This is a genomic window from Kitasatospora nipponensis, from assembly GCF_039528135.1.
GTDB classification, from domain to species: Bacteria; Actinomycetota; Actinomycetes; order Streptomycetales; family Streptomycetaceae; genus Kitasatospora; species Kitasatospora nipponensis.
Window position 1 is genome coordinate 1 of sequence record NZ_BAAALF010000220.1, and the last position, 12282, is coordinate 12282.

Here is a 12282-nt window from a genome sequence, read left to right on the forward strand (position 1 = left end):
GCCGGCGGGGGGCGGGGACCGGGCGCCCCGCGAGGGCCGGGGGCGACCGGAGCCCCGGGGGCAACGGGAGAGCGGGGGGAGCCGCCGTGGTTGACCGCGACAGCACCGACCGCGGTGGCCGGGCCGGCCGCCGCCCCACCGGCGCCCGGGCCTGCGGGCTGGGCCGGCGGCGCGCCTCGCCACTGGTGCTGGCCGGGCGCACGCTGGCCTGCGCGACCTCGCTGGCCGTCCTGGGCACCTGCGGCTTCACCTGGTACGCGGTGCGCTCGCTCTCCTCGGAGCTGACCACCTCCAGCGCGCTCAACGACGTCAAGAAGGGCGCGCCACCGCACCTGGACAACGCCGTCAACCTGCTGCTGATCGGCCTGGACAGCCGCAAGAACATGGACGGCACCGACCTGCCCGACGCCGTGGTGCAGGACGAGCTGCACGCCGGCGGCAGCAGCGAGATCGGCGGCTACAACACCAACACCCTGATGGTGATGCACATCCCGGCCAACGGCGGCCAGGTCACCGCGCTCTCCATCCCGCGCGACGACTACGTGCAGACGGTGGGCGCCGACGGGCGGATGCACAAGATCAAGGAGGCCTACGGCATCGCCAAGGCGGCCGCCGAGACGAAGCTCGCCGGCCACGGCCTGTCCAGGGCCGACCTGGAGCAGCAGAGCCGCGACGCGGGCCGCCGGGCCACCCTGGCCACCGTGCAGGGCTTCCTGGGGATCCCGATCGACCACTTCGCGGAGGTCAACCTGATCGGCTTCTACGACATCGCCAAGGCGGTCGAACCGATCGACGTCTGCCTCAACAGGGCCACCCGGGACCCGAACATGGAGGGGCAGGGCTCCGGCGCCGACTTCCACGCCGGGATCAACACCCTCAACGCCTCGCAGGCGCTCTCCTTCGTCCGCCAGCGGCACAACCTCGCCAACGGGGACCTGGACCGGACCCACCGCCAGCAGGCCTTCATCGCCTCGGTGGTGGCCCGGTTGAAGAAGCAGGGGGTGATCGGCGACCTGGGGCAGATGCAGAAGCTGCTCGACGTGGTCCACAAGGACGTGGTGACCGACGACCGGTGGAACGTGCTGGACTTCGCCCAGCAGGCCCCCAACCTCTCGGGCGGCCACGTGGTGGCCAACACCCTGCCGATCACCGGCTTCGCCACCGTCAACGGCGAGGCGGTCAACAAGGTCGACCCGGTCCAGATCAAGCGGATCGTCCAGCAGCTGACCAGCCGCGACAGCGCGCCGGGGGCGAACGTGGCGGACGGCTCCGCGCCGGCCCCGGCCACCCCCGGCTCCCCCGCCGCCGGCGCCGAGCCCATCGCGACCGACCCCGGCGCGCCGCCCGGCGCCGCCGCCGCCAGGGTCACCGGGACGGTGGACGTGGTCAACGCCTCCAGCACCCCCGGCGCCGCCGGCAACGAGTCCAGGGCCCTGGTCGCGCTCGGCTTCACCGCGGGCCGCGTCGCCCAGGGGCCGCACCAGAGCCGCACCACCGTGCTCTACGGCGCCGGGCAGAAGGAGGCCGCCGACCGGATCGCGGCCCGCTACGGCGTCACGGCCGCGCCGGGCGCCGCGGTGCGGGCCGGGCACGTCGAGGTCACCCTGGGCGCCGGGTACACCCCGCCGACCGGCACCCCCTCCCCCGCGGCACCGAGCAGCGCCCCGGCGGGCGCGGCCGCCGCGGGCGACGACCCGGCGGCCGGGCTGCCGATGCAGGGGCCCGCGGTGCGGATGGGCGGCATCCCCTGCGTGGACTGAACGGCCGCGCCGCGCGGGCCGCGGGCGCACCCCGGGGGTGGTGCGCCCGCGGCGTCCGGGTGATCCGGAACGGGGTTCTCCACCGCCCTGCGAGCAGGGCATAGTGGGACCAACCCGCCCCCGGCGCGGCCGTGCGGCCGGCCTGGCTTCCCCCGATCGGAGTACCCGGTGATCATCGGTCTCGTGACCGCCGTCGCGGCGTCCGTCTGCTACGGCACCGGCTCGGTCCTGCAGGCCGTCGGCTCGCGCCGCTCGGCCCGCGAGGAGGCCGCCGCGCAGGCGGACAGCGGCGGGCTGCAGACCCAGCTCACCGAGCACGGCGGCCCGAGCCTCAGCTCCACCGCCAAGGCCGTGGTCACCTGGGAGTTCATCCTCGGCACGGTGCTGGACTTCGTCGGCTTCCTGCTCGGCGCGCTCTCCGCCCGGCTGCTACCGCTCTTCCTGTCGCAGACGGTGATCAGCGCCAACCTGGTGATCACCGCGCTGTGCAGCATCAAGCTGCTCGGCATCCGGCTGCGGCGCCCCGAGTGGGCCGCGATCGGGGTGGTCTGCGGCGGGCTGGTGCTGCTCGCCGTGGCGGCCGGCCCGGAGGGCACCGGAACCACCCCCACCAGTTCGCACTGGTGGCTGCTGCTGATCTCGGTGGTGGTGATCGGGGGCGGCTCGCTGGTGGTGCGCCGGCTCGGCACCAGCGGCGCGATCGTGGCCGGCCTGCTCTCCGGGCTCGGCTTCGGCGCGCTCGGCATCGGGGTGCGCATCCTGGACGGCGTGGACCCGTTCCGGCTCGGGGAGCTGCTGAGCGATCCGGCGCTGTACGCGATCCTGGTCGGCGGACTGGGCGGGATGTACCTGCACACCGTCGCGCTGCAGATCGGCTCGGTGAACGGCGCCACCGCCGCCCTGGTGGTGGGCGAGACCGTGGTGCCGGGCGTGGTCGGGGTGGTCTGGCTCGGCGACGCCACCCGCCCGGGCCTGGCCTGGCTGGGCGTGCTGGGGTTCGTGCTCGCGGTGGCCGGCGCGGTGGCGGTGGCGCACTACGGCGAGGGCGAGGGCGCGCTCCAGCAGGAGGCCGTCGACCCGGCGCCCGCCTCGCACTGAGGCGGCCCTGCCCGGCCACGACGAGCCGGCCACGACGGGCCGGGCGCGGGTCAGCCCTGCGCGCGCGGGCGCGGCACCCGCTGGCAGCGCGGGCAGTAGTAGCTCGAACGGTTCATCCAGGCGGCCCGCCGGATCGCGGTGGCGCAGCGGTAGCAGGGCTCGCCCTCGCGGCCGTAGGCGTCCAGCGAGCGGGAGAAGTAACCGCTCTCGCCGTTCACGTTGACGTACAGGCTGTCGAAGCTGGTCCCGCCGACCGCGAGCGCCGCGTTCATCACGTCCCGTGCGTTGGTCAGCAGGGTGGCGGCCAGCGGGCGGGTGAGGGTCGCGGTGGGGCGTTCGTAGTGCAGCTTGGAGCGCCAGAGCGCCTCGTCCGCGTAGATGTTGCCGACCCCGCTGATCAGCGTCTGGTCGAGCAGGGCGCGCTTGACCGTGGTGCGCCGGGCGCGCAGGGCGGCGTAGAAGGCCTCGTCGTCGAAGCGCGGGTCGAGCGGGTCGCGGGCGATGTGCGCCAGCGAGCACGGGGTGGACTCCGGGTCGCCGTCCTCGGCCGGCTCGACGGCCAGGCCGCCGAAGGTGCGCTGGTCGACGAAGCGCAGCTCGCGCCCGCCGTCGGTGAAGCTCAGCCGCACCCGCAGGTGCACCTCGTCGTCGGTCGCCGGGTCCTGGACCAGCAGCTGACCGCTCATCCCCAGGTGCCCGATCAGCGCGCAGCCGGTGCCGGGCATCGGCAGCCAGAGGTACTTGCCGCGCCGGTGCGCCTCGCCGAGGGTGGCGCCGGCGAGCCGGTCGGCGAAGTCGCCGGGGCCGGCGCCGTGCCGGCGCACCGCGCGCGGGTGCAGGACCTGCGCCCGGGCGACGGTGCGCCCGCTCACCCAGCGCGCCAGGCCCCGCCGGACCACCTCGACCTCGGGAAGTTCGGGCACCGCCGGATCTCCTGGTTCAGGCCCCGTCGACCGTCGGCGCGGCCTGGGCCGCGTCGTCGGCCCCCGGGGCGGCGGGAGCGGCGGCGAGGGGAGCCGGGTCGTCCGCGTACTTGGCCTTGATCGACCGCCACGCGCTCTCGGCGGCCTTCTGCTCGGCCTCCTTCTTGGAGCGCCCGGTGCCGCTGCCGAAGACCTCGCCGGCCACCCGGGCCGCCGCGTTGAAGGTCTTCTCGTGGTCCGGACCGGACTCCTCGACCACGTACTCGGGCACGCCGATCCCCACCGAGGCGGTGAGCTCCTGGAGGCTGGTCTTCCAGTCCAGGCCGGCGCCCAGCTGGGAGGACTCCGCGATCAGCGGGTCGAAGAGGCGGTGCACGAACTCGGTGGCCGCCTCCAGGCCCTGGTCCAGGTAGACGGCGCCGATCACGGCCTCGACGGTGTCCGCGAGAATCGAGGACTTGTCACGGCCGCCGGTGCCCTCCTCGCCCCGGCCGAGCCGGATGAAGGTGCCGAGCTCCAGACCGCGACCGACCTCGGCGAGCGCGCGGGAGTTGACCACCGCGGCGCGCAGTTTGGCGAGCGTGCCCTCCGGGACATCCGGGTGGATGCGGTAGAGGGTGTCGGTCACCACCAGACCCAGCACCGAGTCGCCGAGGAACTCCAGGCGTTCGTTGGTGGGCAGGCCGCCGTTCTCGTAGGCGAACGAGCGGTGGGTCAGGGAACGCACCAGAAGGGCGCGCTCGAGTTGGTACCCGAGGCGCCCTTCCAGGACGTCGTATGCGGTCGAGGCCGGCCCGCCGCCCTTCCCGCCGTTACCGGGGGACGACTTGCGGGTTGAGTTACCGTCCGACATCGATCCTCGCACCCCGCCGATCAGACCGAGAGGACCTGGCGACGGTTGTACGTGCCGCAGCTCGGGCACGCGATGTGACCCAGCTTCGGCTCGTGGCAGCGGTCGCACGCCACGAGGGCCGGGACAACGGCCTTCCAGTTGGACCGACGGTGGCGCGTGTTGCTGCGCGACATCTTCCGCTTCGGAACAGCCACGGCTACTTCTCCTGGTTCTCGGCGAGACCCTCACGGGTGTCGCTGTTCTCGGTTCCCGGCCGCCGATCAGCGGCACGGCCGCGGGCCTCGTCGCCGGGGGCGGCGGAGAGTCCCTGCAGAGCCGCCCACCGGGGGTCGACGGCGTCGTGCTGGTGGTCCGGGTCGTCGTTGAGCAGGGCTCCACACTCGGAGCACAGGCCCAGGCAGTCTTCCTGGCACACCGGCTGCAGCGGAAGTGCGAGCACCACCGCGTCACGCAGCACCGGTTCGAGGTCGAAGTAGTCGCCCTCGAGCCGGTAAGTCTCTTCTTCGTCCTCGTCGGACGCCTCGTCCTGCGAGGAGGTCTTGCGACCGCGCTCGTCGGTCTCGGGGTAGTAGTACAGCTCCTGGAACGCCACGTCGAGGTCGTCCTCGACCGGCTCCAGACAGCGTACGCACTCCCCCGTCACCTGGGCCTCGGCGGTGCCCGTGACGAGCACTCCCTCGACCACCGACTCCAGCCGCAGCTCCAGCGCGATCTCGCTACCGGTCGGTACGCCGATCACGTCGACAACACCGAGGCCCTCGGGGGCCGGGAAGGTCCGCTCCACCGTGCGCAGCGATCCGGGGCGACGGCCGAGCTCATGCGTGTCGAACACGAGCGGGTCGCGGTGGTCGAGGCGGTTCACGGTTCCTGACTTCCTGGTAGCGGGCGCATCCCTGCGCGGCGCGGGGTGGTTCTCGGGGGTGGTCCGGCCCACCTGGCACTGGTGCGCGGGCAGCCGAACGGTCCGGCAACTCGAAGGCCGGAGTGGTCAGACTACCCGAGAGCGGGCCCAGGCCCAACTTCGCGCCCGGGCCGCCCGCGCTCAGCGACCGCCCAGCTCCCGCAGCCGGGTCATGTCGATCATGCTGGTGTCGAAGAAGCTGGTCTCGTCCAGCCCGGCGGGCTGGGCCACCGGCGCCTGCTGCTCGTAGCCGTAGTTCCCGGCGTACGGGTCGGCCTGCTGGCCGGGGTGGTATCCCGGCTGCTCCTGCTGCTGCTGGTAGCCGTAGTTCCCGCCGTACGGGTCGGCCTGCTGCCCCGGGTGGTAGCCCGGCTGCTGCTGCTCCTGCTGCTGCCAGCCGCCGGCGTACGGGTCGCCCTGGCCGTTCGCCGGGTCGTAGCCGCCGTAGGGGTCGGCCTGCTGCGCCGGGTAGCCGGCCGGCTGCCCGCCGTACTGGGCGGCGCCCGCCTCGGCGTACTCCTGGCCCTGGTAGGCGGCGGCCTGGTACTGGCCCTCGCCCGGCGCGGCCTGCCAGCCGGCCTCGACGGGGGACTCCTGCGGCCAGCTCTGCTGCTGCGGGACGTCCTCGCGGTACCAGGGCTGCTCGTCCTCGTCGGCGAAGCCGGCGGCCACCGCCTCGGCCCGGTCCTTCTGCTGCTGCGCCTGGTCGGCGGCGGCCAGGTAGGCGCCCAGCTCGTCGATCGGAGCCTTGCCGATCAGCTTGTCGCGGCCGCGGCCGACCGCCTCCAGCGTGCCGCTGAGCACGGCCTGCAGGGTGGCGAGCTTCACGTCGACGTACTCGTCGACCTCGGGGCTGGGGCTGACGGCGGGCTGGAACTCCTCGCCGTCCTCCGGCTCGTAGCCGCCCTCACCGCGCAGCTTGTCGCGGCCGCGGCCGACCGCGCCGAGCGTCTTGGTGAGGACCACCTCGAAGTTGGCCAGCTTGCTGTCGACGTAGTCGTCGGCCTCCTGGCGCTTGACGGAGACGTCCTCGCGGGCCTCGGCGAGCAGCCGGTCGGCCTCGGCCTGCGCCCGCCGGACCACCTCGGTGTCGGAGATCAGCGAACCCCGCTCGGCGTGCGCGCCCTGGATGATCCGGTCCGCCTCGCCGCGGGCGTCGGCCACCACCTGCTCGTGGTCGGCCATCACCGACTGCGCCTGGGCGAGCTCGGCGGGCAGGTCGGCCCTCAGCGCCTGCAGCAGGGCCACCAGCTCGGCCCGGTTCACCACGCAGGAGGCCGACATCGGCATCGCACGGGCGTTCTCGACCACGGCGATGATCTCGTCGACTCTGTTCTGCACGTCCACGGGCCTTCTGTCTTTCCGTGAGTACCGCGGGGCGGGAGTACAGACTGTACGTCAGAATCCCGGGGCCGCCGCCGCTACCGGGCGGCCCGCTCGGCGATCCGGTCGACCAGCCTGCGGTGCACGGTGGGCGGGATCAGGTGCGAGACGTCGCCGCCGTAGGCGGCCACCTCCTTGACCAGGGTCGAGGAGAGGAAGCTGTAGGTCGGCGAGGTGGGCATGAACAGGGTGTCCACGCCGGTCAGGCCGCGGTTCATCTGCGCCATCTGCAGCTCGTAGTCGAAGTCGCTGACCGCGCGCAGGCCCTTGACGATCGCCGGGATGCCGCGCTCGCGGCAGAAGTCCACCAGCAGGCCGTGGTGCGACTCCACCTGGACGTTGCTGTACTCCGCGCAGGTCTCCTCGATCAGCGCGATGCGCTCCTCGACGCTGAACAGACCCTGCTTGTTCTTGTTGATCAGCACCGCGACGTGCACCACGTCGTAGAGCTTGGAGGCCCGCTCGATGATGTCGAGGTGCCCGTTGGTGATCGGGTCGAACGAACCCGGACAGACGGCGCGACGCATGCGATGTGGTCCCTTTCGAGTCGGGCGGTCGGTCAGAGGGCCTGTCCGTACCAGAGCGTGCCCTCGCCGTAACGGCGCGAGCGCAGCGCTTCGAAGCCACCGGGCCAGAGGAACTCGCCTCCCCGGGTGCTGCGTTCCACGGTGACGAGTACGTCGTCGCTGAGCCAGCCCCCCAGCCGGAGTGTGAGCAGCATCTCGCGCAGTTCGGCGTCGGTGACGGCGTAGGGCGGGTCGAGGAAGACCAGGTCGTAGGGCTCCTCGGGGGCCGGGCCGGCCACCACCCGCTCGGCGCGCTCCGCCCGCACCTCGGCGCCCGGCAGCGCCACGGTCGCCACGTTGGCACGGATCACCCGGGCCGCGGCGGCGTCCGCCTCCACCAGCAGGACGTGCGCCGCCCCGCGCGAGAGCGCCTCCAGGCCGACCGCGCCCGAGCCGCCGAACAGGTCGAGCAGGCGGGCCCCGGTGAGGCTGCCGCGCAGCGCCGCCAGGGTGGAGAACATCGCCTCACGGGCCTTGTCGGAGGTCGGTCGGGTGCCCCGGCCGGGCGGTACGGCCAGCCGGCGGCCGCCGGCCGCCCCGGCGATGACGCGGGTCATGGTGGGTGAAGGTCCTCTCCTCGCTGCATGCTCACGCTATACGGGCCGGTGGCACCGCGTGCGCATCAGGGGCGGGTGCGCACGCCGCGGTGCCCCGCCCGCACGACGGCGGACGGGGCAGCGGGGCCTCCCTCGGGGGGCGGAGCGGCTCGCCCCCCGGGGGCTCACTCCTGCGGGGTGGCTCCCAGCAGGGCCGGCGAGGCGTAGCGGGACCAGGAGAGGCAGCCGTCGGGCGGGCAGTACTCGGGGCGGCGCGGGTCGTGCCCGAGCTCGCGCAGCTTGGTGCGGACGGAGTCGGGCGTGCGCCCGAAGCGGGCGGCTATCCGGGCGATGGTCTCGTTCTCGTGGAAGCGCCGGACCAGCTCCTCCTCGTGCTGCGGCACCCAGGGGGCGCCGTGTCCGGGGTAGAGCTCGCGCAGCACGTCGCGGTCGGGGATGGGCTCGGAGACGTCGGCGACGATCGCCAGGGCGCGCAGCGCGCGGTTGAGCGCGATCCGCAGGGATGCCACGTCCTCCACCGGCAGGCGCAGCTTGCCGGTGGCGATCGGGGCGGCGGCGGCGCCCTCGCGCCAGCCGGTCAGGGTGAGGGTGACCTCTCGGTCGTCGTCGCTGGCGAGTTCGATCCGAAAGACCTTGTCGCCCAGCGGGAGCTCGTTGAGATGACGAAATGCCATGGCAGGACCCCCAGGTGTCGTGCCGGGAGCGCACCTTGACGGTGCGTCCCGAACACCTTCATTCTCTCCCGGGGCACTGACAACGGGCGGGTCGTCGGTGTCCGGAGCACCGGCTCGCCGCGGGCCCGGTCAGCCCTTGTCGAGGAAGGCCGCGCGCTCCTCGTCGAGCAGGCCGGCCAGGGTGCTGCGCAGGTCCTGGTGCTCGTCCAACTGCGGATCGCGGGCCACCAGTCGGGTGGCCTCCTCGCGGGCGGCGGCGATCACCTCCTCGTCCTCCAGCACCGAGAGCACCTTGAGCGAGGACTTCACGCCGGACTGCGCCTGACCGAGCACGTCGCCCTCGCGGCGCTGCTCGAGGTCGATCCGGGAGAGCTCGAAGCCGTCCAGGGTGGCGGCCACCGCGTCCAGCCGGGCGCGCGCCGCGCTGCCCGCGGGCATCTCGCTGACCAGCAGGCACAGGCCCGGCGCGCTGCCGCGCCCGACCCGCCCGCGCAGCTGGTGCAGTTGGGAGACGCCGAACCGGTCGGCGTCCATGATCACCATGGCGGTGGCGTTGGGCACGTTCACGCCCACCTCGATCACCGTGGTGGCGACCAGCACGTCCACCTGGCCGGCCGAGAAGCGGCGCATCACCTCGTCCTTGGCGTCGGGCGCGAGCCGCCCGTGCAGAATCTCCACCCGCAGGCCGGCCAGCGGCCCCTTGAGCAACTGCTCGGCGGTCTCCACCACCGAGAGCGGCGGGCGTCGCTCCTCGCTGCCGGCGCCCGCGTCCGCGCCGAGCTCCTCGGGGTCCTGGACGGCGGCCTTGCGCTTCCTGGCCGCGGCGGGCGCCGCCTCCTTGGGCTCGTCACCGATCCGCGGGCAGACCACGTACGCCTGGTGGCCCTTGCCGACCTCCTCGCGGACCCGCTCCCAGGCCCGGGTCAGGAAGTTGGGCTTCTCCAGCGCGGGCACCACGTGGCTGGAGATCGGCGAGCGGCCGGCCGGCAGCTGGTCCAGGACGGAGGTCTCCAGGTCGCCGAAGACGGTCATCGCCACGGTGCGCGGGATCGGGGTGGCGGTCATCACCAGCAGGTGCGGGGGCTGCTCGCCCTTGGCCCGCAGCGCGTCGCGCTGCTCGACGCCGAACCGGTGCTGCTCGTCGACCACCACCAGCCCCAGGTCCTGGAACTGCACCCTGTCCTCGATCAGCGCGTGCGTGCCGATCGCGATCCCGGCGTCCCCGCAGGCCATGTCGAGCATCGCCTGGCGGCGCGCCGCGGTGCCCATCGAGCCGGTCAGCAGCACCACCTTGGTGCCGAACTCCGCGCCGCCGAGCATCCCGCCCTCGGCCAGCTCGCCCATCATCTCGACGATCGAGCGGTGGTGCTGCTGGGCCAGCACCTCGGTCGGCGCCAGCAGGACGGCCTGCCCGCCGGCGTCCACCACGGTGAGCATCGCGCGCAGCGCCACCAGCGTCTTGCCGGAGCCCACCTCGCCCTGCAGCAGCCGGTGCATCGGGTGCTCGGTGGCGAGGTCGGCGAAGATCTCGGCGCAGACCGCTTGTTGGCCGGCGGTGAGGGTGAAGGGGAGCTTGCCGTCGAAGGCGTCCAGCAGGGCGCCGGTGCGGGCCGCGCGGGGCTTGGCGGGCAGCGCGGAGTCGGCGGCCCGGCGCTGGGCGAGGGCGACCTGCAGGACGAACGCCTCGTCCCAGCGCAGCCGGTCCCTGGCCTGCTCCAGCTCGGCCCGGTTGCGCGGGCGGTGGACGAGTTCGAGCGCCTCGGGCAGCCCGATCAGCCCGCGCTGCTCGCGCAGCGCGGGCGGCAGCGGCTCGCCGACGTCGCCCAGGTGCTTGGCGAGCGCGGTCTCCACGCAGATCGACAGCTTCCAGCTGGGCAGTTGGGCACTGGCCGGGTAGACCGGGATCAGCCGGCCGGCGAACTGCCGGGCGGTGTCGCCGTCGGCCTCCTCGTCCAGCAACTGGTAGTCCGGGGAGGCGAGCTGGCGGGTGCGGTTGAACAGGCCCACCTTGCCCGCGAAGAGCCCCTGCGCCCCGGGGAGCAGCTCCTTGTGGCGCCAGCCCTGGTTGAAGAACACCAGGGTCAGCCGGCCGCGGCCGTCGGTGACCACCACCTCGAGGCGGTCGCCCTTGCGGCCCCGGAACGGGATCAGGGTGACCTTCTCGATCCGGGCGAGCACGGTGACGTGCTCGTCCACCTCGAGGTCGTCGAGACTGGTCAGCTCGCCGCGCTCGGCGTAGCGGCGCGGGTAGTGGTGCAGCAGGTCGCCGACCGTGCGCAGCTTGAGGCTGTCGGCGAGCACCTTCGCGGTGCGGTCGCCGACCAGCTTGGTCAGGGGTTCGTCCAGTGCGGCCATCAGACCCTATGGAACACCACCACGCCGACAGCGCGGGCACGGGACGGGCCCGCGGCGCGCGCCGTTCGGACGCTACTCGACGCCGATGAGCAGCGGCGCGCTCTCCTGGCCGCCTGCGAAGACCACCGTGTCCACCTCGGGGCGCCGGCGCCGGGCGTGCGCGACCAGCTGCGCGGCCAGCCCCTCGGGGGCGTCCTCGCCGAGCACCAGGGTGACCAGTTCGCCGCCGGCCGCCAGCATCCGGGAGAGCACCTCGGCGCCGGTGGCCGCGATGCCCGAGCCGATCACCGCCACGTCCCCGTCGATCAGACCGAGCACGTCACCGGCCTGGCAGACGCCGGCCATGGTCCAGGACTCCCCCTCGGCGACGGCCAGTTCGGCGTACCGGGTGGCGCCGGCGGCGGAGGTCATGGCGACCACGTCCTCGTCGAAGCGCCGGCCCGCCTCGTGCACGGCCAGCGCGGCCAGGCCCTGCACCGGCGAGCGGGTGGGCAGCACGGCGATCCGCACGCCCTCCTCGCGCAGCTGGTCGGCGGCGGCGCCCGCGCTCGCCCGCAGCTCCGGGTCGTTGAGCAGCACGATCACCTCGGCGGCGGCGCAGCGCCGGACCGCCTCGACGAGTTCGGCGCTGGAGGGCGGGGCGTCGGGGCCGGCCGGCAGCAGGTCGGTGCCGGCCGAGTGGCACAGGTCCGCCAGGCCCTCGCCGGTGACCACGCTGAGCACCGCCCGCAGGGCCGGCGCGGGCCCGGATCCACCGCCGGCACCGCCCGCACCGCCGGGCGCGCCCGAGCGGCCGGCGGCCTCGGCGAAGTGGGTGATCCGGATCCGGTGCGGGCGGCCCGCCTCGACGCCGGCCTCCACCGCCGCGCCCGCGTCGTCCACGTGCACGTGCACGTTCCACAGGCCGTCGCCGCCGCCGATCACCAGCGAGTCGCCCAGCTCCGCCAGCCGGTCACGCAGGGCGGGCAGCGCCTGGTCGGGGGCGTCCAGCAGGTAGATCACCTCGAAGGCGGGGTGGCCGGGCAGCCGGACCGGCTCCGCGCAGCCGGCCGCCGGCGCCGGCAGGTCCTGCCCCAGCGCGAGCGGACCCATCGGCTGCCGGCCGGCCACCGCGTCGGCCAGCGCGCCCAGCACCGCCACCAGGCCGCGCCCGCCCGCGTCCACCACGCCGGCCCTGGCCAGCACCGCCAGCTGCGCGGGGGTGCGCAGCAG

Annotated in this window: 12 protein-coding genes; 2 read left to right on the forward strand and 10 right to left on the reverse strand. The window is 74.1% G+C overall.

Annotated features, from left to right (window positions below; translation table 11 throughout):
• Positions 1 to 86 precede the first annotated feature (86 nt).
• Positions 87 to 1760 (forward strand): LCP family protein, encoded by a 1674-nt coding sequence (locus ABD323_RS35435; RefSeq protein ID WP_344446200.1) that lies wholly within the window; start codon positions 87 to 89, stop codon positions 1758 to 1760.
• 168 nt (positions 1761 to 1928) lie between these two features.
• Positions 1929 to 2858 carry a hypothetical protein gene (locus ABD323_RS35440; protein WP_344446201.1) on the forward strand — a complete coding sequence of 310 codons (930 nt, stop codon included), beginning with the start codon at positions 1929 to 1931 and terminating at the stop codon, positions 2856 to 2858.
• A 50-nt stretch (positions 2859 to 2908) separates the two neighbouring features.
• On the opposite strand, the gene mutM is transcribed toward ABD323_RS35440, so the two are convergent.
• From mutM to ABD323_RS35490, 10 genes are all read right to left on the reverse strand, one after another.
• Positions 2909 to 3781: a bifunctional DNA-formamidopyrimidine glycosylase/DNA-(apurinic or apyrimidinic site) lyase gene (mutM, locus tag ABD323_RS35445; RefSeq protein ID WP_344446202.1), complete on the reverse strand. Its 873-nt coding sequence runs from the start codon at positions 3779 to 3781 to the stop codon at positions 2909 to 2911.
• Positions 3782 to 3797: 16 nt separating this feature from the next.
• Positions 3798 to 4634 (reverse strand): ribonuclease III, encoded by an 837-nt coding sequence (rnc, locus tag ABD323_RS35450; RefSeq protein WP_344446203.1) that lies wholly within the window; start codon positions 4632 to 4634, stop codon positions 3798 to 3800.
• A gap of 20 nt (positions 4635 to 4654) precedes the next feature.
• On the reverse strand, positions 4655 to 4828 hold the full coding sequence (gene rpmF / locus ABD323_RS35455) for a 50S ribosomal protein L32 (RefSeq protein ID WP_030056747.1): 174 nt from the start codon (positions 4826 to 4828) through the stop codon (positions 4655 to 4657).
• Positions 4829 to 4830: 2 nt separating this feature from the next.
• Positions 4831 to 5496, reverse strand: a complete 666-nt coding sequence (locus tag ABD323_RS35460) for a YceD family protein (protein ID WP_344446204.1) — start codon at positions 5494 to 5496, stop codon at positions 4831 to 4833.
• Positions 5497 to 5676: 180 nt separating this feature from the next.
• Positions 5677 to 6876, reverse strand: coding sequence for a F0F1 ATP synthase subunit B (locus ABD323_RS35465; protein WP_425556272.1), 1200 nt, complete (start codon positions 6874 to 6876; stop codon positions 5677 to 5679).
• A gap of 80 nt (positions 6877 to 6956) precedes the next feature.
• Positions 6957 to 7445 carry a pantetheine-phosphate adenylyltransferase gene (gene coaD, locus ABD323_RS35470; RefSeq protein ID WP_344446206.1) on the reverse strand — a complete coding sequence of 163 codons (489 nt, stop codon included), beginning with the start codon at positions 7443 to 7445 and terminating at the stop codon, positions 6957 to 6959.
• A 32-nt stretch (positions 7446 to 7477) separates the two neighbouring features.
• Complete coding sequence (gene rsmD / locus ABD323_RS35475; protein ID WP_344446207.1) at positions 7478 to 8041, reverse strand: 16S rRNA (guanine(966)-N(2))-methyltransferase RsmD; 564 nt, start codon at positions 8039 to 8041, stop codon at positions 7478 to 7480.
• 164 nt (positions 8042 to 8205) lie between these two features.
• Complete coding sequence (locus tag ABD323_RS35480; RefSeq protein ID WP_344446208.1) at positions 8206 to 8715, reverse strand: hypothetical protein; 510 nt, start codon at positions 8713 to 8715, stop codon at positions 8206 to 8208.
• A gap of 129 nt (positions 8716 to 8844) precedes the next feature.
• Positions 8845 to 11070 carry an ATP-dependent DNA helicase RecG gene (recG, locus tag ABD323_RS35485; protein WP_344446209.1) on the reverse strand — a complete coding sequence of 742 codons (2226 nt, stop codon included), beginning with the start codon at positions 11068 to 11070 and terminating at the stop codon, positions 8845 to 8847.
• A gap of 72 nt (positions 11071 to 11142) precedes the next feature.
• A partial coding sequence (locus ABD323_RS35490; RefSeq protein WP_344446210.1) for a DAK2 domain-containing protein occupies positions 11143 to 12282 on the reverse strand: 1140 nt, incomplete at its 5' end.

Excerpts from the sequence above, each read along its gene's own strand:
- rnc (WP_344446203.1), bottom strand. The coding sequence starts at position 4,634 with ATGTCGGACGGTAACTCAACCCGCAAGTCGTCCCCCGGTAACGGCGGG.
- coaD (WP_344446206.1), bottom strand. The coding sequence starts at position 7,445 with ATGCGTCGCGCCGTCTGTCCGGGTTCGTTCGACCCGATCACCAACGGG.
- rsmD (WP_344446207.1), bottom strand. The coding sequence starts at position 8,041 with ATGACCCGCGTCATCGCCGGGGCGGCCGGCGGCCGCCGGCTGGCCGTA.
- ABD323_RS35480 (WP_344446208.1), bottom strand. The coding sequence starts at position 8,715 with ATGGCATTTCGTCATCTCAACGAGCTCCCGCTGGGCGACAAGGTCTTT.
- recG (WP_344446209.1), bottom strand. The coding sequence starts at position 11,070 with ATGGCCGCACTGGACGAACCCCTGACCAAGCTGGTCGGCGACCGCACC.